Source organism: Streptococcus hepaticus (genome assembly GCF_043656315.1).
Classification (GTDB): domain Bacteria; phylum Bacillota; class Bacilli; order Lactobacillales; family Streptococcaceae; genus Streptococcus; species Streptococcus hepaticus.
Genome location: NZ_JBINIY010000006.1, coordinates 43,251 through 65,861, shown reverse-complemented (window position 1 = coordinate 65,861; position 22,611 = coordinate 43,251). Strand labels below are relative to the sequence as shown.

22 protein-coding genes are annotated in these 22,611 nt (G+C 41.2%); 20 read left to right on the top strand and 2 right to left on the bottom strand.

Going from position 1 to position 22,611, the window contains the following annotated elements; genetic code table 11:
• The first annotated feature begins 5 nt into the window (after nucleotides 1-5).
• The 11 genes from ACHUFA_RS06540 (at nucleotide 6) to ACHUFA_RS06490 (ending at nucleotide 9,665) form a co-directional block, all read left to right on the top strand.
• Nucleotides 6-683, top strand: a complete 678-nt coding sequence (locus tag ACHUFA_RS06540) for a DnaD domain-containing protein (protein ID WP_222348112.1) — start codon at nucleotides 6-8, stop codon at nucleotides 681-683.
• A gap of 1 nt (nucleotide 684) precedes the next feature.
• A complete protein-coding gene (locus ACHUFA_RS06535) occupies nucleotides 685-1,374 on the top strand; it encodes a tRNA (adenine(22)-N(1))-methyltransferase (RefSeq protein ID WP_222348114.1) in 690 nt (229 codons plus the stop codon).
• Complete coding sequence (locus ACHUFA_RS06530; RefSeq protein ID WP_222348122.1) at nucleotides 1,361-2,155, top strand: Nif3-like dinuclear metal center hexameric protein; 795 nt, start codon at nucleotides 1,361-1,363, stop codon at nucleotides 2,153-2,155. The genes ACHUFA_RS06535 and ACHUFA_RS06530 overlap by 14 nt, the downstream gene beginning before the upstream one ends.
• Nucleotides 2,156-2,170: 15 nt before the next feature.
• A complete protein-coding gene (locus ACHUFA_RS06525) occupies nucleotides 2,171-2,995 on the top strand; it encodes a ZIP family metal transporter (RefSeq protein ID WP_222348124.1) in 825 nt (274 codons plus the stop codon).
• Between the two features lie 90 nt (nucleotides 2,996-3,085).
• Nucleotides 3,086-3,955, top strand: coding sequence for a glucose-1-phosphate thymidylyltransferase RfbA (gene rfbA / locus ACHUFA_RS06520; protein WP_394405247.1), 870 nt, complete (start codon nucleotides 3,086-3,088; stop codon nucleotides 3,953-3,955).
• Entirely contained in the window at nucleotides 3,955-4,548 is a 594-nt protein-coding gene (locus ACHUFA_RS06515; RefSeq protein WP_394405246.1) for a dTDP-4-dehydrorhamnose 3,5-epimerase family protein, read from the top strand. Before rfbA ends, ACHUFA_RS06515 begins: the two co-directional genes overlap by 1 nt.
• Nucleotides 4,549-4,580: 32 nt before the next feature.
• The gene (gene rfbB / locus ACHUFA_RS06510) at nucleotides 4,581-5,627 is read left to right on the top strand and encodes a dTDP-glucose 4,6-dehydratase (RefSeq protein WP_394405245.1); all 1,047 of its coding nucleotides are present in this window, start codon (nucleotides 4,581-4,583) and stop codon (nucleotides 5,625-5,627) included.
• On the top strand, nucleotides 5,624-7,204 hold the full coding sequence (locus tag ACHUFA_RS06505; RefSeq protein WP_489686317.1) for a glycosyltransferase family protein: 1,581 nt from the start codon (nucleotides 5,624-5,626) through the stop codon (nucleotides 7,202-7,204). Before rfbB ends, ACHUFA_RS06505 begins: the two co-directional genes overlap by 4 nt.
• Nucleotides 7,201-8,151 (top strand): glycosyltransferase family 2 protein, encoded by a 951-nt coding sequence (locus ACHUFA_RS06500; protein ID WP_394405243.1) that lies wholly within the window; start codon nucleotides 7,201-7,203, stop codon nucleotides 8,149-8,151. Before ACHUFA_RS06505 ends, ACHUFA_RS06500 begins: the two co-directional genes overlap by 4 nt.
• 92 nt (nucleotides 8,152-8,243) lie before the next feature.
• On the top strand, nucleotides 8,244-9,086 hold the full coding sequence (locus tag ACHUFA_RS06495; protein ID WP_394405242.1) for a VOC family protein: 843 nt from the start codon (nucleotides 8,244-8,246) through the stop codon (nucleotides 9,084-9,086).
• Between the two features lie 72 nt (nucleotides 9,087-9,158).
• Entirely contained in the window at nucleotides 9,159-9,665 is a 507-nt protein-coding gene (locus tag ACHUFA_RS06490; protein WP_394405241.1) for a hypothetical protein, read from the top strand.
• Between the two features lie 27 nt (nucleotides 9,666-9,692).
• Here the strand turns inward: ACHUFA_RS06490 and gatD are convergent, their stop codons facing one another.
• Nucleotides 9,693-10,478, bottom strand: a complete 786-nt coding sequence (gene gatD, locus ACHUFA_RS06485) for a lipid II isoglutaminyl synthase subunit GatD (protein ID WP_394405240.1) — start codon at nucleotides 10,476-10,478, stop codon at nucleotides 9,693-9,695.
• The gene (gene murT, locus ACHUFA_RS06480) at nucleotides 10,478-11,821 is read right to left on the bottom strand and encodes a lipid II isoglutaminyl synthase subunit MurT (protein ID WP_222348151.1); all 1,344 of its coding nucleotides are present in this window, start codon (nucleotides 11,819-11,821) and stop codon (nucleotides 10,478-10,480) included. The genes gatD and murT overlap by 1 nt, the downstream gene beginning before the upstream one ends.
• A gap of 115 nt (nucleotides 11,822-11,936) precedes the next feature.
• Here murT and cdaA point away from each other — a divergent pair, with 115 nt between their 5' ends.
• The 9 genes from cdaA to ACHUFA_RS06435 all read left to right on the top strand — a co-directional run bounded on the left by cdaA (nucleotide 11,937) and on the right by ACHUFA_RS06435 (nucleotide 22,594).
• A complete protein-coding gene (cdaA, locus tag ACHUFA_RS06475) occupies nucleotides 11,937-12,779 on the top strand; it encodes a diadenylate cyclase CdaA (RefSeq protein WP_222348153.1) in 843 nt (280 codons plus the stop codon).
• A gap of 5 nt (nucleotides 12,780-12,784) precedes the next feature.
• Nucleotides 12,785-13,489, top strand: coding sequence for a CdaR family protein (locus ACHUFA_RS06470; RefSeq protein ID WP_222348154.1), 705 nt, complete (start codon nucleotides 12,785-12,787; stop codon nucleotides 13,487-13,489).
• A gap of 20 nt (nucleotides 13,490-13,509) precedes the next feature.
• Nucleotides 13,510-14,862, top strand: coding sequence for a phosphoglucosamine mutase (gene glmM, locus ACHUFA_RS06465; protein ID WP_222348156.1), 1,353 nt, complete (start codon nucleotides 13,510-13,512; stop codon nucleotides 14,860-14,862).
• 125 nt (nucleotides 14,863-14,987) lie between these two features.
• Nucleotides 14,988-16,532 (top strand): ABC-F family ATP-binding cassette domain-containing protein, encoded by a 1,545-nt coding sequence (locus ACHUFA_RS06460; RefSeq protein ID WP_394405239.1) that lies wholly within the window; start codon nucleotides 14,988-14,990, stop codon nucleotides 16,530-16,532.
• Nucleotides 16,533-16,805: 273 nt separating this feature from the next.
• Nucleotides 16,806-17,537, top strand: coding sequence for a response regulator transcription factor (locus tag ACHUFA_RS06455; RefSeq protein ID WP_222348159.1), 732 nt, complete (start codon nucleotides 16,806-16,808; stop codon nucleotides 17,535-17,537).
• 512 nt (nucleotides 17,538-18,049) lie between these two features.
• Entirely contained in the window at nucleotides 18,050-18,898 is an 849-nt protein-coding gene (locus ACHUFA_RS06450; protein ID WP_394405238.1) for a GHKL domain-containing protein, read from the top strand.
• A gap of 819 nt (nucleotides 18,899-19,717) precedes the next feature.
• On the top strand, nucleotides 19,718-21,124 hold the full coding sequence (gene pepV, locus ACHUFA_RS06445; RefSeq protein WP_394405237.1) for a dipeptidase PepV: 1,407 nt from the start codon (nucleotides 19,718-19,720) through the stop codon (nucleotides 21,122-21,124).
• A 102-nt stretch (nucleotides 21,125-21,226) separates the two neighbouring features.
• Nucleotides 21,227-21,808 carry a uracil-DNA glycosylase family protein gene (locus ACHUFA_RS06440; protein ID WP_394405236.1) on the top strand — a complete coding sequence of 194 codons (582 nt, stop codon included), beginning with the start codon at nucleotides 21,227-21,229 and terminating at the stop codon, nucleotides 21,806-21,808.
• Nucleotides 21,809-21,823: 15 nt separating this feature from the next.
• Entirely contained in the window at nucleotides 21,824-22,594 is a 771-nt protein-coding gene (locus tag ACHUFA_RS06435; protein ID WP_394405235.1) for a TPM domain-containing protein, read from the top strand.
• Nucleotides 22,595-22,611: the final 17 nt, after the last annotated feature.

Below are 22,611 nucleotides of genomic sequence, written 5' to 3'. Positions count from 1 at the left end.
GAATTATGACCTATTCACAACAATTTCAAACAGGCAACTTGGTCCTTCCAAGTGCCTTGTTGTTTCATTTTCAAGAATTATTTCCGTCAGCTGATGATTTTTTAGTCTGGCAATTTTTCTTTTTCCAAAATACTAGCCAGTTGGAGAGCATTGCACCTAGTGAGATTGCGCAAGCGACAGGAAAAACAGTTGCAGATATCAATCGTTCCATTGAACGTTTGCAGAAAAATGGTTTATTGGAATTTAAGACCATCAATCTAGCAGGTGAGATTGAGATGATTTTTGATGCCCTACCTGCTTTAGAAAAGCTAGATAATCTTGAAATAGGCGAAGTGAAAACGGTAGAACTGTTAGAAATCAATGATTTGAAGGCCTTGGTTGATGATTTTGAGAGAGAATTAGGCCGCTTCTTATCACCATTTGAAATTGAAGATTTGCAAAAGACAATCTCAGAAGATCGTGTGTCGGTGGACTTAGTGCGGACAGCCTTGCGTGAAGCAGTATTTAACAACAAGACAAACTGGCGCTATATCCAAGCAATTTTGCGCAACTGGAGACGAGAGGGGATTACAACTCCTGCGCAAGTTAAAGCCAAAAATGCAGAAAGAGAAGCGCAACAAGTTTCTAAAAATATAACAGCCTCAGATGATTTTCTGAATGCAATGAATCTTTGGAAAGACTAGGATGGAAAAAACAAAATTATCAAAGCGGCTGGAAAAAGTCGCAAGTTTCGTACCAGAGAGTGCGCGATTAGTTGATGTGGGGAGTGACCATGCTTATCTCCCTCTTTTTTTAGTGGAAGCAGGAAAGATTGATTTTGCAGTGGCTGGTGAGGTGGTCAAAGGACCATTTGAGTCAGCTTTGAAGAATGTTCAAGAAGCGGGACAATCAGATAAGATTCAAGTTCGCTTAGCAAACGGTCTAGCTGCAGTAGAAAGTCAGGACCAGATTAGTACAGTGACCATTGCAGGAATGGGTGGTCGCCTGATTGCAGACATCTTGGAATCTGGTCAGGAAAAATTGGCTGGAGTGGAGCGATTGATTTTACAACCCAATAATCGTGAGGATGATGTCCGTACATGGTTACAGGAACATGATTATCAGCTGATTGCAGAAGTCATCTTGGAAGAAAATGATAAGATGTACGAAATTTTGGTGGCAGAGGCTGGAAAGATGAACTTGTCCGCTAAAGAATTGCGTTTTGGTCCCTACTTACAGGCTGAGTGCTCAGAAACTTTCCAGAAGAAGTGGCAGGCTGAACTCAGTAAATTGACCTGGGCTTTCCAACAAGTTCCAGAAACACATGCTGCTGACCGCTCTGCTATTTCCCAAAAAATGAAAGATATCGAGGAGGTTCTCCATGCTAGCAAGTGATGTCATCGCTAAGTATCAAGAGTTTTGTCCGCCAAGCCTTTCTATGGAAGGTGATGTGTCTGGACTGCAAATTGGCACGCTTCATAAAGCAGTTAAGCGGGTTATGGTGGCACTCGATATCCGGGAAACGACTGTGGTAGAAGCTATTGATAAGCAGGTAGACTTGATTATTGTCAAGCATGCACCGATTTTCCGTCCGGTGAAAAATTTGGTGGCTGATGACTTACAGACGCAGATTTTGCTGAATCTGGTCAAGCATGATATTGCGATCTATGTCAGTCATACGGATATTGATGTGGTTGATGGCGGACTGAATGACTGGTTCTGTGATTTGTTGGGGATTGAAGATGTGGATTATCTGCATGAGACCCAGCCTGGTCATGGAATTGGTCGTATTGGGACAGTCCCTGAGCAAACTTTGGAGGAATTGGCGCTTAAGGTCAAGTCTGTATTTGACTTGGATAGCGTTCGTTTGGTTTCATACCGTCATCAAGCCAAGCAATATGTGTCGCGGGTGGCCATTTGCGGTGGTAGTGGGCAGTCTTTCTATCATGATGCCTTGCAAAAAGGGGCTGATGTCTTGATTACAGGGGATGTTTATTACCATACTGGTCAAGAAATGTTGACACAAGGGCTTTTGGCTATTGACCCGGGTCACCATATTGAAGTTTTATTTGTTAAAAAAATTGCTGAAAAGTTGGAAGAATGGAAGCTGGCAGAAGCGTGGGAGCTGGAAATTATTCCCTCAACTGTCTCAACTAATCCTTTCCGACATCTCTAGAAAGAAGGAATGTATATGGCTTGGTTAGCTCAGCAACCGGTTGTATTGCAGGCATTTATAGCAGGATTATTTACTTGGGGTTGCACTATCTTGGGGTCTGCGATTGTCTTTTTCTTCAAGAATATCAGTCGTAGATTGCTGGATACTATGCAAGGATTTGCGGCAGGTGTCATGATTGCGGCCTCTTTTTGGTCACTTTTGGAGCCCTCTATTCGGTATGCAGAGCCACTTTATGGTCAGTTGGCTTGGGTGCCGGCAGCAGTTGGTTTTTTGGTTGGTGGTGTTTTTTTACGCTTGGTCGATGTTTTAGTACCTCACCTGCATTTGGGCAATGAACGAAAAGACGCAGAGGGTGGTAGTGCTCATGAACGACGCCACTTATCCAAAACAACCCTCTTATTTTTAGCCATTACAATTCACAATATTCCAGAGGGACTGGCAGTTGGAGTGACCTTTGGTGCCTTGGCCAATCATTTCTCACAGGCTGCTTTTATCGGTGCGCTTGGACTGGCAATGGGGATTGGTCTGCAGAATATCCCAGAGGGAGCTGCTCTATCAATCCCTATTCGGACGGACGGAAAATCGCGGAAAGAGGCCTTTTATTGGGGTTCGATTTCAGCGATTGTAGAGCCCATTGGAGCCCTTATCGGTGCTGTTGCAGTGATGTACATGGGACCTATATTACCCTATGCCCTGTCTTTTGCTGCGGGAGCTATGATTTTTGTGGTAGTAGAGGAACTGATTCCAGAGTCTCAGACAAATGGCAATACAGATTTGGCGACACTGGGGCTCATGGTAGGTTTTACCATTATGATGATAATGGATGTTGCATTAGGTTAGGAAGTCCGAATTATCGGGCTTTTTTTGATGTGACAGCCTCTATTCTTTATGTTATAATAAAATGACTATTATATTGGAAGGTATCTAACTATGAAAGGTATTATTTTAGCAGGTGGTTCAGGAACACGCTTGTATCCTTTGACACGTGCAGCATCTAAGCAATTGATGCCAATTTACGACAAACCAATGATTTATTATCCACTTTCAACCTTGATGTTGGCAGGGATTAAAGACATTTTGATTATCTCAACTCCACAAGACCTCCCACGTTTTGAAGATATGTTGGGTGATGGTTCTGAATTGGGGATTTCCCTTTCTTACGCGGTACAACCAAGTCCAGACGGTTTGGCACAAGCCTTTATCATTGGGGAAGAATTTATCGGTGATGATAATGTTGCTTTGATTCTTGGTGATAATATCTATCACGGCGCTGGCTTGACAAAAATGTTGCAACGTGCCGCTGCCAAAGAAACAGGAGCGACTGTTTTTGGTTATCAAGTAAAAGACCCAGAACGCTTTGGTGTGGTTGAATTTGATGCGGATATGAACGCTATTTCAATCGAAGAAAAACCAGAACAACCAAAATCAAACTTTGCGGTTACTGGTCTCTATTTCTATGACAACGATGTGGTTGAGATTGCTAAAAATATCAAACCTAGCCCTCGTGGTGAGTTGGAAATCACAGACGTCAACAAAGCTTACTTGGAACGTGGCGATTTGTCAGTGGAATTGATGGGTCGTGGCTTTGCATGGCTTGACACTGGAACGCACGAAAGCCTTCTTGAAGCTGCGCAATACATTGAAACTGTTCAACGTTTGCAAAATGTGCAAGTAGCTAACCTGGAAGAAATTGCTTACCGTATGGGCTACATCACAAAAGAGCAAGTCTTTGAATTGGCACAACCATTGAAGAAAAATGAATACGGACAATACTTGCTCCGTTTGATTGGAGAAGCATAATGACGGAACAATTTTTTGACAAAGAATTAGCAGGACGCCCAGTTGAAGGCATTCCAGGAATGATGGAATTCGATATTCCAGTTCGTGGTGATAACCGTGGCTGGTTTAAAGAAAACTTCCAAAAAGAAAAAATGCTACCGTTAGGTTTCCCAGAACGCTTCTTTGCAGAAGGCAAATTGCAAAATAATGTTTCATTTAACCACAAACACGCTTTGCGTGGTTTGCATGCGGAGCCATGGGATAAATATGTTTCTATCGTAGATGAAGGAAGAGTTATTGGCTCATGGGTTGACCTTCGTGAGGGTGAAACATTCGGGAACACTTACCAAACGGTGATTGATGCCTCAAAAGGGATTTTTGTACCACGTGGCGTGGCTAATGGTTTCCAAGTTTTGACAGACCAAGCGGTGTACAGTTACTTAGTAAATGATTATTGGGCACTTGAATTGAAACCCAAATATGCCTTTGTTAACTATGCAGATCCAGCTTTGGGACTTAAGTGGGAAAATCTTGAAGAAGCTCAAGTTTCAGAAGCAGATAAAAATCACCCAATGCTGAAAGATGTTAAACCGTTGAAAGCAGAAAATCTCTAAAAAAAAGAAAAAACATTTCATAAGGAAATAACATGTCAGAATTTAAAAATATTATCGTCACAGGTGGAGCTGGTTTCATCGGTTCTAACTTTGTGCACTATGTTTATAACAACCATCCAGATGTTCATGTGACTGTTTTGGATAAATTAACTTACGCTGGTAACCGTGCTAACATTGAAGCGATTCTTGGTGACCGTGTGGAACTTGTTGTTGGTGACATCGCTGACGCTGAGCTTGTTAACGAATTGGCGTCAAAAGCGGATGCTATTGTTCACTATGCGGCTGAAAGTCACAATGATAACTCATTGGAAGATCCAAGTCCATTCATCCACACCAACTTTATCGGTACTTATACTTTGTTGGAAGCGGCTCGTAAATACGATATCCGTTTCCACCATGTGTCAACTGACGAAGTTTATGGAGACCTTCCCTTGCGCGAAGACTTGCCAGGACATGGTGATGGACCAGGTGAAAAATTCACTGCTGAAACAAAATACAACCCATCATCACCTTACTCATCAACAAAAGCTGCCTCAGACTTGATTGTGAAAGCTTGGGTACGTTCATTTGGTGTTAAAGCAACAATTTCAAACTGCTCAAACAACTACGGACCATACCAACACATCGAGAAATTCATTCCTCGTCAAATCACAAATATCTTGTCAGGTATCAAACCAAAACTTTACGGTGAAGGTAAAAACGTTCGTGACTGGATCCACACAAATGACCACTCAACAGGTGTTTGGGCTATCTTGACCAAAGGTCAAATTGGTGAAACTTACCTTATCGGTGCAGATGGTGAGAAAAACAACAAAGAAGTACTTGAATTGATTCTTGAAAAAATGGGTCAACCAAAAGATGCTTATGACCACGTGACAGACCGTGCTGGTCACGATTTACGTTATGCAATCGACTCAACAAAACTTCGTGAAGAGCTCGGTTGGGAACCACAATTCACAAACTTCTCTGAAGGTTTAGAAGAAACTATCGCTTGGTACACTGAAAACCAAGACTGGTGGAAAGCTGAAAAAGAAGCGGTTGAAGCTAAGTACGCTAAGACACAGGAAGTGATTAAATAAGGAGCGCTATAAGATTTCATAGAGACTTCTATGAAATCTTATATTTAATTATGATAATGAGTACTATTTATAAAAAACTATTTCGTTTTCTTACGGTAATAATGTTGATTGTTTCCGTTCACTGGCTCATAACTGCTACGGTTCAATTGTCAGGGGCTCTTCCGATTCTGCTTTTTCTATTTGCGCTAGCTATTGTTGTTCTAATAAAATACCAAAAATTTATCAGCAAGATTTATCAACTGCTCGTTGCTTATAAGTTTTGGTTACTCATTTTGGTTATCATTTATCAGTTGGTTATTTTATTAGCCACTAATCTAATGATTCGCTCTGACTCAGCAATGGTCTTTAATGGTGCAATGAAGCTGGTAGATGCGGAAACGATTTCACTCTACTTATCGCGTTATCCCAATAATTTACTGCTGTTCCTCTACGAACGCTTTTTCTACAACTTATTTGGTATGAATGCTATCTGGGTCATGCAGGTCTTGAATATTTTTTATGCAGTTGTACCAGCTTATATGTTACATCAGATTGCAAAAAAACATTTCGATGATGTGACAGCAAATATCACCTACTTTTTCTATTTAGTCTTTCTCGGTTTCTCGCCTCAATTTGTGACGATGTACACGGACATAATGGTTATTCCGATTTTGGTTATCCAAATGCATTTTGCTTTTGAATTGTTTTACCAACGGAATTCTAGTCTAGCGTTTCTGAGTTTGAATGGGTTATTTTTTTCCTTTTTCACAGCCTTAGGTATTCTGATTAGACCAACAATCATTATTTTACCGATTGCTGTGTTTGTCGTACAACTATTTTCAAAAAATATAAAAAAATATGTAACAATTTTTGCTATCTTTCTGATTGGTTTTGGGGCATCTTATGCCACTTTAAAACTTGTTCGTGACTCCCAGAAAGAGGTTGTTCTCAATAAGGAGTATAGCATTACTGCTCTTGCTTATATAGACTTGGGACTGACCTATATCGGTACGAATCAGATCGATTTTCAAGCTGGATTGTCTACCTTTGTAACGGATGAAACGCGTGTAGATGAATATTACGATGGTCGATTCTCAAATGAAGTTGTGATGAAGGATATTAAACGCCGTTTGTCAGAATATACGCCGACTATGTTTGTGGCTCATTTGGTTCAGAAACAGGTAGGGCTGGTCCGCGATGGGACGCTTGGCTGGAATTACAAAGATGCTAGCAAAGAAGGAGCGTTTTTCATTAATCCTCTCTATGAGAAAACGAAAGATAATCGCTTTGCAGCCATGATTCGAAACTATCTCATCTACACAGATGTAGAAGGTGACCCGTACCAGTATTACCGTTACGGAATCCAGTTCATTTTTGTTTTTTTGGTGTTAGGTTTTGTTGCTCAATTTGTAACTTTTGATGAGGATAAAAAATCACAAATACTGGCACTCTCTGTCCTTGGAGGATTTTTATTTCTAATGATCTTTGAAGGTGGTAAAGGGCGTTATCTTATCCAATTTTTGCCACAAATTCTAATTCTGTCTGGCTTAGGCTATAGTAAAATGCTTTCTTTGTGTAAAGGAGTGATAAATAAATGACAGTAAACAATCCGACCTTATATATTGTTATTCCTTGTTATAATGAGGAGGCAGTATTACCTGAAACGAATCCACTGTTTCTCCAAAAATTAACACAGTTAATAACTGATAGGTTGGTATCAGAGAATAGCCGTATTGTCTATGTTGATGATGGCAGTAAAGACAAAACATGGGAGTTGATAGTAGAATATTCGCAACATCCTTTTATTGAAGGTCTTTCTCAGTCTCGTAACCGTGGACATCAAAGTACAGTTCTTGCTGGTATGATGGAAGCCAAAGAGATGGCCGATATTGTCATTACTATTGACTGTGATGGGCAAGATGATATTAATTGCATGGATGACATGATTTTGGCTTATCAAAATGGGGCAGAAGTTGTCTATGGGGTTCGTAAAAAGCGGACAACCGACACTTTTTTCAAACGTTTTACTGCAGAAGGTTTCTATCATTTGATGGAAAAACTAGGGGTGGAAATTGTCTTTAATCACGCAGATTATCGCCTTATGTCTAAGAAGGCACTAGAGGCGATGGCTGAATTTACAGAAGTTAACTTGTTTCTTCGTGGCCTAGTTCCTCTAGTTGGTTTTAATTATGCCATTGTAGAGTATGATCGCTTTGAAAGAATTGCTGGAGAAAGTCATTATCCACTCAGTAAAATGTTGGGCCTTGCTTTTGACGGGATTACTAGCCTTAGCATTAAGCCGATTCGCTTTATTACGAGTTTAGGGCTTATGACATCCATTATTTCATTTTTGTTCATCGTTTGGACGATTTTCCGTCATTTTACAGGGACTACCGTTTCTGGTTGGGCGAGTACCGTCACAGTAGTCGCCTTTATCGGTGGAATTCAACTTATTTCTATTGGTATTATTGGTGAATATATTGGAAAAATCTACCTAGAAACCAAACGACGTCCTCGCTATATTATTGATAAACGAACACAATAAAGAGAATCCTTCGGGATTCTTTTTTCAATACCTTCTAGTTGTTGTACGCACTAATTAGTGATAATATATTACCAATATAGGAGGAAAATAGTATGTATCAATCAGAATTTGAATTGGGTCTGGTGGCCTTGAATGTAAATAATATAGAATTACAAACCATGTTTTATCAGCAAGTTTTAGGTCTGGAAATTGTAGGACAGAGTGAGAGACAGGTGGACTTGGGCATGGGCCAAAAAGTCTTGGTTAGACTCATTCAGACCCAAGATCAGACCGAGGTGAAAGATGCTTATGGGCTCTATCATTTGGCTATTGTTTTGCCAAGTCGTGAGGATTTAGGCCAGATTTTCAAGCATTTCGTGGATAATAAGGTTCCTTTAGTTGGGGCGTCGGATCATGGCTATAGCGAAGCTATTTACTTGGAGGATACGGAAGGGAATGGTATTGAGATTTACCGTGACCTTCCAGTTTCAGACTGGGATATTCGTGAGGATGGTCAGATTGTGGGAATTACGGCTTCTATGGATGCGCAAGCCGTTTACAATTTGGCGCAAAATTCGGACCAAGTTTATAAAATGCCTGTTGGCAGCCGTATGGGTCATGTGCATTTGACGGGGAAAGATAGCCGAGCGACAGCGACTTTTCTGGAGCAACTCTTGAATGTAGAGGTTAAATTCTCTGTTCCAACGGGTTATTGGTTAGCTTCTGGAAATTATCATCATCACCTGGCGGTCAATGAATGGGGAGGAAAATTCTTGAAAACGCGCGAGAAACAAATGCGCGGGTTAGCCTACTTTGTTGTGGAATACAGTAATGCATTTGCCTACCAAGCCAGTCTCAAATGTACTCAAACATTAGGATTAAATCTGGAATTGGGACACCAAGAAGCTAGAGTGACCGATGAAAATGGTATTCAAATTCTCATGAAATTAGTCTAATGAATCAGGTTTCTTCTTTGCTCAATACTGCCAGAAAAGGTATAATGAAAGCAGATAAGAAGGAGGATGTCTATGGTTCGAGTGGGAAAAAATTTGAGTAAAAGTTCAACTAGTAAATTAGGGAAAGTAGCAGGTGCCTTGAACACAGTGCTGTCTGTTATTCCAGATACGGTGGCTATTGTTGGTGATATCACAGATAAGGCTGCTCCTATTGTCGATAAGCATTTGGAATACAATCGTGCCTACAAGAAAAGTTTGATTGCGGTGCCTAATTTGGTAGATGTTCCGATAGAAAGAGCTAAGGAATTGTTAGAAGAACGGAATTTGGTTGTCTTGATGATTCCAGTTAAACCTGCCGCTAAATATGCTCAGACGGACACAGATGAGGTTTTATATATGGCACCAAAATCAGGGAAAATTCAACCAGCAAGTATTGTAAAGTTGTATTTCCTGACAGAAGAAGGCAGGGCAGCTAGTCAAGTCATGGCAGATATTGAACAATTGAAAAAAGAAGCTCAGAGTAGAAAATTTCAAGAAGGCCTCAAAAAAGTAACCAATATCTTGCCGAGTAAAAAATAAGAAGTTGAGGGATTCTCAACTTCTTTTCTATTCTTTAAATTCAGCTTTAGATTTCACATCACCGTATTCTTCAGCGACTTCCTTACTGAGAATGTCGTCGTAGCTGGCGAGTTGCAAGTCTTGTCCGTATTTCTTACGGAGGGCTGTTGTCATTAGGCGGTAGGCTAGTTTGGGATTGCGAGATAGGATAGGCCCGTGGAAATAGCTAGCAAAGACATTTTTGTAGTGGAGACCTTCACCGCCGTCTTCTTTATTGTTCCCATTTCCATAAACGACTTGTCCCAGTGGTTTTTGATTTTCAGCTAGGAAAGTGCGTCCTTGGTGATTTTCAAAGCCGTAGTAGGTCTCGTCAAATTCTTGATTGTATATTTTGATATCGCCAATGTAGCGATTGTTGACTTGGTTGAGGGTGTAGTGCCCCATAATCCCCAGACCATCAATTTTTCGTCCGCTGGCTTCGGTATAATACTGTCCAAGAAGTTGGAAGCCACCACAGATAGCCAGCAACACACCTTCATTTTCAATAAAATGGCCGAGACTATCCTTTTTGCTGGGCAGATCTTTAGCCAGGATGGACTGTTCATAGTCTTGTCCGCCACCGAAAAAGGCAATGTCATAAAAGTCAGCATCGAAAGTATCCTTCAGAGAAACGATATCCACTTGAACATTAGCCCCCAGTTTTTCTGCTACATATTTGAGCATGAGAATATTGCCGTTGTCACCGTAGGTATTCATAAGATCCCCGTAGAGGTGAGCGATATTGACTGTCAGTGGAGAGTTACTTTCAGGACTTTTTAGTGAAGTATAGACCATTATTTCATCTCCTTTCCAATGGCGTTTTCTTGGGCTAAAAGCTCACGAAATTCCAGCATAGCAGTATAAGTTGCAAGGATATAGGCATGTTTGCCATCTTGCTGTTTAATAGTTTCAATAACTGATTTGAGGTCAGCTACCTGGCTAATCTTGTCTTCTGGATAGCCTGTTACACGTAAGCGACGAGCGATTTCTGAAGCGCGAACACCACCAGCATTGATCTCAGGAATGTTCATGCTGGTAATCTGCTCAAAATCTGCGTCCCAGATCCAGCTAGTGTCAATTCCGTCAGCATAGTTGGCATTGAGAAGGACAGATAAGCTAAAATCATAAGGCGCTAGCTTCATCATTTCGATGGCTTGACTGGCACCGACAGGATTTTTGATCAGCACTAGGGTACAATCCTTGTCACCGATTTTGAAGGTTTCTTGACGTCCAAACACGGCTTTACTCTTGTCAAATCCAGCCTTAATGACACTTGGTTCAATCCCAAAATAACGGGCAACAGACACGGCAGCTAGAGCATTATAGATGTTATAGAGACCACCGATATTAATGGTATAGTTTTGACCATCAATCACGAAGCTTGAAGATGTATTGGTAATCTCTATCAATTCTGTTAGCTTATAATCCAAGTCAGGACGGTGGAAATCACAGTTGAGGCAGATATAGCTGCCAAGATTAGCATAGGTATTGAGTTTGTAGTGGATAATCTGGTGGCAATGTGGACAGAGAATCCCCTCGGTATTGTAATGTGCAAGCTGTGGTTCATGCTCTTCAGTCGCAAAACCGTAGTACTGGATAGGGTTAACAGTGATCGTTGAATTGAAGAGGGGACTGTCTCCATTTGCCAGAATAGTCGCACTTGGTACCTTAGCTGCGCCATCCAAAATCATCTGGTAGGTCGTGTAGATTTCCCCATAGCGGTCCATCTGGTCACGGAAGATATTGGTAAAGACGATAAGGCTTGGTTTGATATAGTCGGTCACGCGAGCAAGGCTGGCCTCATCAATTTCTAAGACAGCAATTTTCTTACCAGATTTAGCCTTTTTTGCAGAAAGGAAAGTTGCTGTAATGCCAGTAATCATGTTGGCACCGCTGGTATTTGTAGTGACTTGACCAAAAGTTTCTGTCAGAATACCAACTGTTAAGGCAGTGGTCAGAGTTTTTCCATTTGTCCCTGTGACCACTACAATTTCATAATCTTTTGCCAAATGGTCCAAGATATCTTTATCGAATGTAAGAGCAATTTTTCCAGGCAGGGTTGTGCCACGTCCTAATTTTGATAGGATGAATTGTGAAGATTTCCCTGCTAGAATTCCTAGTAAAGTATTTATTTTCATGTTCTCATTTTATCACAAAGAATGGGGATTTTCTAGAATGGAAGTCGGACAAAGGCTTGAAAAAATGATATAATAAAGTGATTGACATTCTATAGAAGAGGACATTGTTAGAAATATGCTGAATTTACACCAACTGCTGGATTCGGGTTACTGGTCTAGCCTGGCATCGAGTCCAGGTGTTGCCTTGATTAACTTACTGGATCTGCTACTGGTTATTTTTCTGATTTATCGGATGAGTAAGGCCATTGCAGGAACGAAAATTATGACCCTGATTCGAGGAGTTTTTCTCTTTTTACTTGCGCAGGTCATTGCAAGTTTGCTGGGGTTGCAGACGATTTCTTGGTTAATGAACCAAGTGATTACCTATGGGGTTATTGCAGGAGTTGTAATTTTTGCCCCAGAATTGCGGTCGGTTCTTGAAAAATTAGGTCGAACGACGCACATCTTTACAGACTCAAGTACCAGTACAGAAGAGTCCTTGATCCAAGCCTGTCTGAAGGCAGTCAAATATATGGCTCCCCGTAAAATTGGTGCTTTGGTAGCCATTGAGCAAGCTAGAACCCTGCAAGAGTACAGGTCGACTGGTATTCCCTTAGACGCAACTATTTCTAGTGAACTGTTGATTAATATCTTCATTCCCAATACACCTCTGCATGATGGAGCAGTCGTCATCAATAGCAATAAAGTGGCAGTAGCCTGTGCCTATTTCCCACTGACTGGCAGTGCAGGAATTTCCAAGGAATTTGGGACGCGTCACCGAGCTGCTATTGGTTTGTCTGAAGTATCCGATGCCTTTGTTTTTGTTGTTTCAGAAGAAACGGGCGGTATTTCCATTGCCCACAACGGGAATTTCAAACACAATTTGAGCTTAGAAAGTTTTGAAGAAGAATTACGCCGTGTCTTGGTTTCGAATGAGCCACAAACTAAACACTGGTGGAAGCGATTTGGAGGGAAGTAAGGAGCATGCAAGATAAGATTAAAAAAATTGGTCAAGTTGCCTTGGCGACCTTAGTAGCAGTCTTCTTGTTCGTCTATGCAACGACCACCAATTATAAAAATGCTAGAATAACATCTGCTGCTGGAACTGCAACGGAGACCTACAGTTACTCGGTTACAGATGTGACGGTTAGCGTGAAGTACAATAAACAAAAGTACTTTGTGACAGGTATTGCTCCGTCGATTACGGTTGAGTTGATAGGCTCCAACAAGGTCGCTCTTCAAAAGGAAGTAGATGAAGCGACTCGTAGTTTTGAAGTAACGGCTGATTTACGAGACCTAGATCCAGGGACGCATTCGGTTCAACTGCAGATTTCTAGTTTACCGTCAGGTATCAATGCCACGATTGTTCCAACTTCCTTCAATGTGAAGATTGGGAATCGAACCAGCAAGACCTTCCCTATTGAAGGAAAAATCACACAGTCTCAGCTAGCAAGTGGCTATGTGGTATCGAAGATTGTGTTAGGAGATAATTCAGTAAAAGTAACTTCTGATGAAGATACGATTCATTCCATTGACCATGTTGAGGCAGTTGTGCCAGATGCAAGTAAGTTAGCGGATTCCTATACCGGAACAGCTACCTTGCAGGCAGTAGACGCAGAAGGAAATATTCTGCCAGTTGTCTTCTCACCTGAAACGACTTCTATTGAAGCAACATTCATTAAAAAATAAAGGAAAGTTAGGAAATCATTATGGGGAAATATTTTGGTACGGACGGTGTTCGTGGCGAAGCAAACGTTGAATTAACACCGGAATTGGCATTTAAGTTGGGCCGTTTTGGAGGCTATGTTCTCAGCCAGCACGAGATAGAGACACCTCGTGTCTTTGTGGCGCGTGATACACGTATTTCTGGTCAACTCTTGGAGTCAGCCTTGGTGGCAGGCCTCTTGTCAGTTGGGATCCATGTTTACAAACTTGGTGTTGTGGCAACTCCAGGGGTAGCGCATTTGGTTCGTACGGAAAATGCTAGCGCTGGTGTTATGATTTCTGCCAGTCACAATCCTGCTCAAGACAATGGCATCAAATTCTTCGGTGGTGACGGCTTCAAATTGGATGACGACAAGGAATTAGAAATTGAAGCCCTGCTTGATGCAGAAGAAGATACCTTGCCACGTCCGTCAGCGACTGGACTTGGTGATGTTGTGGACTATCCAGAAGGATTGCGCAAATACCAAGAATTTTTGGTATCAACTGGTCTGGAATTAGATGGTATGAAAGTCGCCTTGGATACGGCAAATGGTGCTGCTGCGACATCTGCTCGTCAAGTATTTGCCGACTTGGGCGCTGAATTGGCTGTAATGGCTGATCTTCCAGACGGTCTCAACATCAACGACGGCGTTGGTTCAACTCATCCAGAAAGTTTACAAGAATTGGTCAAAGAGTCTGGCAGTCAGATTGGACTTGCCTTTGATGGAGATGCGGACCGCTTGATTGCAGTCGATGAAAATGGTGACTTGGTAGATGGCGACCGTATCATGTATATCATAGGGAAATACCTATCAGATAAGGGACTTTTGGCGCAAAATACCATTGTGACAACGGTTATGTCAAATCTTGGTTTCCATAAAGCACTTGATCGTGAAAATATCAATAAGGCTGTGACAGCCGTTGGTGACCGCTATGTAGTTGAAGAAATGCGCAAATCAGGCTACAACCTTGGTGGTGAACAATCAGGACACGTTATTCTCATGGACTACAACACCACTGGTGATGGTCAGATGACAGCTGTGCAATTGACAAAAATCATGAAAGAAACTGGTAAGAAATTATCAGAATTAGCAGCAGAAGTGACAATCTATCCGCAAAAATTAGTCAATATCCGTGTGGAAAATAGCATGAAAGACAAGGCTATGGAAGTGCCAGCTATTGCAGCTATCATTGAAAAAATGGAAGCAGAAATGGCTGGAAATGGCCGTATCTTAGTCCGTCCAAGTGGAACCGAGCCACTCTTACGCGTCATGGCAGAAGCACCAACAGACGCAGAAGTGGATTACTATGTTGATACGATTGCGGATGTCATTCGTGCAGAAATTGGCTTGGAGTAAATGAGTGAACAATAAGGAGTGGAGAGTATAGTTCTCCCTCTTTTCTAGTGTTAGAACTTGTATTCACTAGTGAATACAGGTTCTTAGAGATGAGTTACTATTCTTTTTAGAGGAATCAAGAAAAAATGAGTATTTTAGAAGTTAAGAATTTGAGTCACGGTTTTGGTGACCGCGCAATTTTTGAAGATGTTTCCTTCCGCTTGCTCAAAGGAGAGCATATCGGGTTGGTCGGTGCAAACGGTGAAGGAAAATCCACCTTCATGTCTATCGTGACGGGACAAATGTTGCCAGATGAAGGGAAAGTGGAATGGTCTCGCTATGTGACAGCTGGTTACTTGGACCAGCATGCAAAATTAGAAAAAGGCCAGTCAGTCCGCGATATTTTGCGTACAGCTTTTGATGAATTGTTCAAGACAGAGGCCCGTATCAACGATATTTATATGTCTATGGCGGAAGAGGGGGCAGATATGGATGCTCTCATGGAAGAAGTTGGCGAACTGCAAGACCGTCTGGAGTCTCGTGATTTTTATACCTTAGATGCAAAAATCGATGAAGTAGCACGTGCACTTGGGGTCATGGATTACGGTATGGATACGGATGTGACCGAGCTGTCTGGTGGGCAACGGACCAAGATTCTCTTGGCCAAGTTGCTCCTAGAAAAACCAGATATCTTGCTTTTGGACGAGCCGACCAACTACTTGGACGCTGAGCATATCGAATGGCTCAAACGCTATCTTCTCAACTATGAAAATGCCTTTGTTCTGATTTCGCATGATATTCCTTTCTTGAATGATGTCATCAATATTGTTTATCATGTTGAAAATCAGCAACTCAATCGCTATTCTGGAAATTACTATCAATTCCAAGAAGTGTATGCCATGAAGCGTGCCCAGTTAGAAGCAGCCTATGAACGTCAACAGAAAGAAATTGCAGACTTGCAAGATTTTGTAAATCGTAACAAGGCTCGTGTGGCAACGCGCAATATGGCCATGTCTCGCCAGAAAAAATTGGATAGGATGGACATTATCGAGTTGCAGGCTGAAAAACCAAAACCAAGCTTTGATTTCAAAATGGCTCGCACACCAAGTCGCTTCATCTTCCAAGCTACAGACTTGGAAATTGGTTATGACCGTGTTTTGACCCGCCAACCGCTCAATTTGACCTTTGAACGCAACCAAAAAATTGCCATTGTCGGTGCTAATGGTATTGGCAAGTCGACCCTCTTAAAGAGCTTATTGGGAATTATTCCAGCACTTGGTGGTCAGGTAGAGCGCGGAGAATATCTTGAATTGGGCTATTTTGAACAAGAAGTGCCTGGTGGAAACCGTCAAACGCCTCTTGAAGCGGTCTGGGACGCTTTTCCAGCCCTCAATCAAGCCGAAGTACGTGCAGCGTTAGCACGTTGTGGATTAACGTCTAAGCATATTGAAAGCCAAATTCAGGTCCTTTCAGGTGGTGAACAAGCTAAAGTTCGCTTTTGCCTGCTCATGAACCGTGAAAACAATGTTTTGGTCCTTGACGAGCCGACCAACCACTTGGATGTGGATGCCAAGGATGAGCTCAAACGAGCCCTCAAAGAGTATAAAGGTTCTATTCTCATGGTGTGTCATGAACCAGACTTTTACGAAGGTTGGGTTGATGATGTCTGGGACTTTAATGAATTAGCGTAAAACATAAAATTGCAACAACCAATCCTTAATCGTTTCATACTGAAACTCTCAAGTAGCGGATACATGAGCTATTTGAGAGTTTTTTTGATTTGAAAAAGTGACGATTTTAAACAGGAATGAACATGCAAGTATAAAGATATATAAATTAACTGTTTAATATTATTTGTTTATGTGATATGATAAACAATGCACCTTCGAAGTATTTTATGTCAAATGAAACATATTTAAACATGGTAGAGGGTTGGTTAGAGAGGAGTTACTAGTAGAATTAATATGAATATTTTTGTTTTAGAAGACAGTATTGCACAGCAAAGTATAATGGAAAAAATCCTATTAGAAGTAATCACTAGTAATGGATTGGATTATGATGGTTTAGAAATCTTTGGGCGACCAAGTCAGTTACTAGAGTCTATTGTTGGGAAAGGTGCCCATCAATTATTTTTCTTGGACCTCGAATTGCATTCAGAGGTAGAAAAGGGGATTGAAGTAGCACAGAAAATACGGGCGACAGATCCCTATGCAGTTATTGTATTTGTAACAACGCATTCCGAGTTAATGCCACTTGCATTTCGTAGTCAAGTAGCTGCTTTGGACTATATAGATAAAGACCTTGAAATGGACACATTTAAGCAGAGAATAGAAGAGGTTCTGTTACGAGTCTCAAAAAATCTTGGACAGACTCCCTCCGAACATTTCTTGCAAATTGATTCTCCAAATGCAAAATTTCAAATTCCCATCAAGGATATTTTGTATCTTGAAACCTCTCCTTTACCTCATAGAGTTGTTCTGCATACTGATAAGGAGCGAATTGAATTTTGGGGAAAATTAACAGATATTGCTGCGAAGGAGCCGCGCTTGATTCAATGCCATAGGTCCTATGTTGTTAATCCTCAGAATGTCCGACATCTTGATAAAAAAAATAGAATCCTTTATTTTGACAATGGAGCATCCTGTATTGTTTCTAGAGTCAAGTTAGCAGAAATGCTAGGGGCTCTTCAGGAGTAGTAGGTGAGACAATGGAGTTTTGTTTGTTTTTAAGCTATCTGAGTTTGCTCATCAATGCGATTATTCCCATTTATTTGATTGCAAAAATTATGAAAAAACAGCTGACTCTAAAACATTATCTGATAGGAATCTCTATCAGAGTGTGTGCCAATATTTTATGTGTAGAGTTAGGTGCTTTTATTCCAATAGATTGGTATAATATATATTCTATTCCTCTGGAAATGTCCCTATTTGTGTTTCTTATCGAGCCAGGGATCGATCGAAATTTGATTGTTTTTTCAGCCCTGTTTCCATACACTTTCTATAGTCTAGTATCGCAGATTTTTTACCTTTTTCTCATTCCGGCAGTCTACTTATCAGAACAGGTTTATCTTGATAGTGGTGGGGTTAGTATTCTAGTTTCTCTACTTTCAACTGTATTTTTGCTGAGTTTTTTGCATTGGGGAGGGTATGATTTCTCACTGGTAAGTTCTGTCTTAAAAGAGGAGAAGCAAAATAAATTGTTGCTGCGGATGAATTTATCCATGATTGCTTATTATATGCTAGACCAACATTTGCTTTATGTTTCTTATAAGTACAATCGAGATACCACCATTCACAGTCAACTGGTTGTAGTTGCCTATCTCTTGATTTTTATGTTTTTTGTCAATCAATTGGACCGAACCTATCGGGAACGAATTCAAGAGCAGTTGTCCTTTCAAAAAAAGATTCAAATGGACCAATTACATGTCTACACTCAACAGATTGAAACGCTCTATAAGGAAGTACGGGGCTTTCGTCATGATTATTCAAATATTTTGCGGACCTTGAAACTAGGCATTGTTGAAAAAAATATAGCCATTATAGAAGATGTTTTTGATAGGGTGTTGAAGGACTCTAACAAACCCTTTCAGGAATCAAAATTTGAAGTGGGAAGACTGGTCAACATTCAGGAAAATGCTTTTAAGAGTTTGTTGGCTTCTAAATTTATGCAGGCAAGAGAACATGGCGTAGAAATTTCCTTAGAAATTCCAAGAGAAATCCAGCCACGAGGAATGGAGTTGATAGATTTTATACTAGTTGTGGCTAGTTTTTTGGACAATGCTATTGAAGAAGCTGCGTTAACCGAAGAAAAGAAAATTTCTTTTGCATTCTTTCAACAGGGGCAGCAGCAAGTCGTTGCAATTGAAAATTCTTGCCAAATGGAATCTAAACCAATTGCTGAACTTTACAAATACGGTAAGAGCAGTAAGGGGCAAGGTCGCGGAATTGGTCTGGTCAATGTGAAAACTATTTTAGAAAAATACCCTCAAGTCTTTTTGCGGACAACTAGTGAGGATTTTCAGTTTTGTCAGACAGTTGTTATTCATTTAGAAAATTAAGATTTGCTATGTGGAACCGGTATCACTTGATACTGGTTTTTTTATATATTAATAGATAAAAAATAGGAGAAAAAAGAAAACTACTTAACCGTTTAGGAAATGAGAGCTACAATTTAGGAAATAGATAAGCATGAGCTTCTTTATTTGGTATAATTCCAATGTCGGGTAAAGATACAAGGTAATGAAAAAATATGACCTGCCTCATTTGAAAATAGAGAATAGGTAGCAGTATCTTTAAACTGGCCATAGATTGCTTCTAGATGTGACAACCTTACTGTTGTACCTATTTTGGGGTTCTAGGTGCTACAGTAAGCTTGTCAACTAGTATTGAAAAGAAAAATAGATTCTAAGCGTTTATTATGCAAAATAAGCTATGGAAGGTATTTTCATACATGGCTAAAGATGAAGGTAGTCGGGATATGACAACTTTACTCATGTACTTGTTTTTGGGGTTACAAGTATAAGAGCAAGGTTGCCAGCTGGCTCAATGTCCTAATTTTATATTCTCCATGGAATTGAGAAGCGTAGTGGTAGCCGTTTTGGTGTACGTGGTGTGTTTAGATGTTTTAGTTTGTTTGGTGAGCTGAAAATTTGTCTAAGGTAAGATGTGTCTATAGTTTGGAGGATTGGCACATCTTACGCACCACAAATAAGATACGTCAGTCAGAGATTTATAAATAGAGCGAGTGGCTTCTGTTCATAGGCGATGAGCAGAAGTTTTTTATATCCATCTGTTTTGAACTTTTACAACTAAATCATGAAAACTCTTTCTGTTTGTGGTAAAATAGTATCAATTACTTGTTAGGAAAAGGAGACTGTATGACAGTTGATTTTAAGGCGGAAGTTGAAAAACGACGTGAAGATTTAATGGCTGATTTGTGTGCGCTTTTGGAGATCAATTCTGAGCGTGATGATAGCAAGGCAGATGCCCAGCATCCATTTGGACCTGGCCCAGTTAAGGCCTTGGAAAAATTCTTGGAAATTGCTGCGCGTGACGGTTATGAAACACGTAATGTTGATAATTACGCTGGTCACTTTACTTTTGGTCAAGGTGAGGAAGAACTTGGTATTTTTGCTCATATGGACGTTGTTCCTGCAGGTTCTGGCTGGGATACAAATCCATACGAGCCAGTTATCAAGGACGGTAAGCTCTTTGCGCGTGGTTCGTCAGATGACAAGGGTCCAACAATGGCTTGTTACTATGGCTTGAAAATTATCAAAGAATTGGGCTTGCCAGTTTCAAAACGCGTCCGCTTTGTTGTGGGAACAGATGAAGAATCAGGCTGGGGTGATATGGATTATTACTTTGCCAATGTTGGTCTTCCAAAACCAGATTTTGGTTTCTCACCAGATGCAGAATTCCCTATCATCAATGGTGAAAAAGGGAATATCACAGAATACCTTCATTTTGGTAATGAAAATGGTGGTAGCTTCACCTTGCATTCTTTCAAAGGTGGCTTACGCGAAAATATGGTTCCAGAATCAGCTACAGCAGTCTTTTCAGCAGATGTGACTACAGCAGATTTGCAGGCTAAATTGGACCAATTTACAGCAGAATACGGTATTTCAGCTAACTTGTCACAAGAAGCAAACCGCTTTAGCTTAACAGTGGTTGGTAAATCAGCCCACGGAGCTCACCCAGAAGCAGGTGTCAACGGTGCGACTTACTTGGCTAAATTCCTCAATCAATTTGACTTTGAAGGATCAGCTAAGGCCTATCTAGTTGTAGCTGCAGATGTTCTCTTTGAAGACCATGCAGGTCAACGCTTGGGTGTCGCTCACACTGATGAGCGTATGGGTTCATTGTCTATGAATGCTGGTGTCTTCAAATTTGATGAAAACCAAGCAGACAACACGATTGCTCTTAACTTCCGTTACCCACAAGGAACAGATGCTCAGGCTATCAAGGCAGAGTTGGTTAAATTGGCTGGCGTCGAGGAAGTAACCTTGTCAGTGCACGAGCACACACCTCACTATGTGCCAATGGAAGCTCCACTTGTGAAGACACTTCTTGATGTGTATGAAAAACAAACAGGTCTTCGCGGTTATGAACAGGTTATCGGCGGTGGTACCTTTGGTCGTCTCTTGGAGCGTGGTGTTGCTTATGGGGCGATGTTCCCTGGTTATACCGATACTATGCACCAAGCCAATGAATTTATTGATGTAGAAGATCTTTATCGCGCAGCAGCGATTTATGCGGAAGCAATTTACGAATTAATCAAGTAGGACATGTGCTGGTAATCAGCTAGCCAGACATAGCCTAAGTCTTTACCAACACAAATAAGCTGGGGTTTCACCTGGCTTTTTGTGCAAATTGGAGGTGATTCTATGTCAATAGAGACAATCAGACGGGCCATTATGGACGATGCAGACAATCAATCTTTTACGGCAAGAGGGATTGTTCCGCTCTTTGAAGCGCCTAAAACGTCAGGAATAGTGATTGTCGGTCAGGCACCTGGTATTCGGGCGCAGGAGTCTGGACTCTATTTTAGGGATCCTTCTGGTGACAATTTGCGAGATTGGATGGGTGTGACAGAAGAAGAGTTTTATGATTCTGGCTTGATTGCTGTTGTTCCGATGGATTTCTATTTTCCGGGTGCGGGTAAGTCAGGAGATTTACCTCCGCGAAAAGGCTTTGCTGAGAAATGGCATGGGCAAATTTTACAAGAAATGCCTGACATTGAATTGACTATGTTGATTGGACAATATGCCCAGCACTATTATCTTAAGCAGAAAAAGTCTATCAAGGTAACAGACAATGTGCGGCATTTTCATGATTTCTTGCCAGACTATTTTCCCCTTGTTCATCCCTCTCCTCGTAACAATATTTGGCAGGCCAAAAATCCTTGGTTTAAACAAGAGGTGTTGCCAAGTTTGAAAGGGCGAGTTGCAGCGATTCTTAGGGGCTAGGTAAAGGAGGATGTGATGAAGAAATGGATATGGTTTTGTAGCCTGTTACTAGGTACATGTTTTCTGTTTGCTGACCTAAGGGTGAGCGCCAGTGTGCCAGAGAGGCCGATTGGAACGACTGTCTTGGATGAAACAGGCATTTTATCACAGGAGACGATTGACACTATCGACCAAGAAAATCGTAGTTGGGAGGAAACTGACCAACAACTGCAAATTGGTGTTTACATAACAGATCATCTGACAGAGAGCTTGGAAAGTCAGGCCAATGCTACTTTTCGTAAGTGGCAGGTTGGATTTTCAGGTACCAATAATGGTGTCCTCCTCTTTATGGCTTTAGAGGACAGAAAATTTCGTCTTGAGACGTCGGATAATGCAGCCACTATACTGACAGACGTAGAAGCCAAGAGTATTTTAGAAGCCGCTCGCACCTTTTTCCGAGAAGAGGATTACGATGGTGGTATAGGCTTTATTGTAGATGCCATTGGCGATGAGTTTTACGGGACAGATCGAGCCCAAACTCGGTTACAAGAGTTTGAGGAAGAAAATGATGATATCGCTGGCACTATCTTGTTTTTCATTATTATGGGGGTTGCCATTGTCATTTACTTTATAGGAAAAGGTGGTGGCCGTGGTGGTGGTTCGGGTTCGGACCTCTTGTGGTGGCTCTTGCTGTCTTCTTCCAATTCCTCTCATTCCTCCTATGACTCAGATCATGATTCTTGGTCTGGTGGCGGAGATTGGTCCGGAGGCGGCGGAGGAGGTGGTGGAGCCTCATCTGGCTGGTAAATATGTGAGACTGCAAG

Coding starts and splice junctions, on each gene's coding strand:
- ACHUFA_RS06515 (WP_394405246.1), top strand. CDS start 3,955: ATGACGGAACAATTTTTTGACAAAGAATTAGCAGGACGCCCAGTTGAA.
- ACHUFA_RS06490 (WP_394405241.1), top strand. CDS start 9,159: ATGGTTCGAGTGGGAAAAAATTTGAGTAAAAGTTCAACTAGTAAATTA.
- rfbA (WP_394405247.1), top strand. CDS start 3,086: ATGAAAGGTATTATTTTAGCAGGTGGTTCAGGAACACGCTTGTATCCT.
- ACHUFA_RS06540 (WP_222348112.1), top strand. CDS start 6: ATGACCTATTCACAACAATTTCAAACAGGCAACTTGGTCCTTCCAAGT.
- murT (WP_222348151.1), bottom strand. CDS start 11,821: ATGAAAATAAATACTTTACTAGGAATTCTAGCAGGGAAATCTTCACAA.
- ACHUFA_RS06450 (WP_394405238.1), top strand. CDS start 18,050: ATGAATTTATCCATGATTGCTTATTATATGCTAGACCAACATTTGCTT.
- ACHUFA_RS06525 (WP_222348124.1), top strand. CDS start 2,171: ATGGCTTGGTTAGCTCAGCAACCGGTTGTATTGCAGGCATTTATAGCA.
- ACHUFA_RS06470 (WP_222348154.1), top strand. CDS start 12,785: ATGCAAGATAAGATTAAAAAAATTGGTCAAGTTGCCTTGGCGACCTTA.
- ACHUFA_RS06500 (WP_394405243.1), top strand. CDS start 7,201: ATGACAGTAAACAATCCGACCTTATATATTGTTATTCCTTGTTATAAT.
- rfbB (WP_394405245.1), top strand. CDS start 4,581: ATGTCAGAATTTAAAAATATTATCGTCACAGGTGGAGCTGGTTTCATC.
- pepV (WP_394405237.1), top strand. CDS start 19,718: ATGACAGTTGATTTTAAGGCGGAAGTTGAAAAACGACGTGAAGATTTA.
- ACHUFA_RS06440 (WP_394405236.1), top strand. CDS start 21,227: ATGTCAATAGAGACAATCAGACGGGCCATTATGGACGATGCAGACAAT.
- ACHUFA_RS06455 (WP_222348159.1), top strand. CDS start 16,806: ATGAATATTTTTGTTTTAGAAGACAGTATTGCACAGCAAAGTATAATG.
- ACHUFA_RS06435 (WP_394405235.1), top strand. CDS start 21,824: ATGAAGAAATGGATATGGTTTTGTAGCCTGTTACTAGGTACATGTTTT.
- ACHUFA_RS06495 (WP_394405242.1), top strand. CDS start 8,244: ATGTATCAATCAGAATTTGAATTGGGTCTGGTGGCCTTGAATGTAAAT.
- glmM (WP_222348156.1), top strand. CDS start 13,510: ATGGGGAAATATTTTGGTACGGACGGTGTTCGTGGCGAAGCAAACGTT.
- ACHUFA_RS06530 (WP_222348122.1), top strand. CDS start 1,361: ATGCTAGCAAGTGATGTCATCGCTAAGTATCAAGAGTTTTGTCCGCCA.
- cdaA (WP_222348153.1), top strand. CDS start 11,937: ATGCTGAATTTACACCAACTGCTGGATTCGGGTTACTGGTCTAGCCTG.
- ACHUFA_RS06535 (WP_222348114.1), top strand. CDS start 685: ATGGAAAAAACAAAATTATCAAAGCGGCTGGAAAAAGTCGCAAGTTTC.
- ACHUFA_RS06460 (WP_394405239.1), top strand. CDS start 14,988: ATGAGTATTTTAGAAGTTAAGAATTTGAGTCACGGTTTTGGTGACCGC.
- gatD (WP_394405240.1), bottom strand. CDS start 10,478: ATGGTCTATACTTCACTAAAAAGTCCTGAAAGTAACTCTCCACTGACA.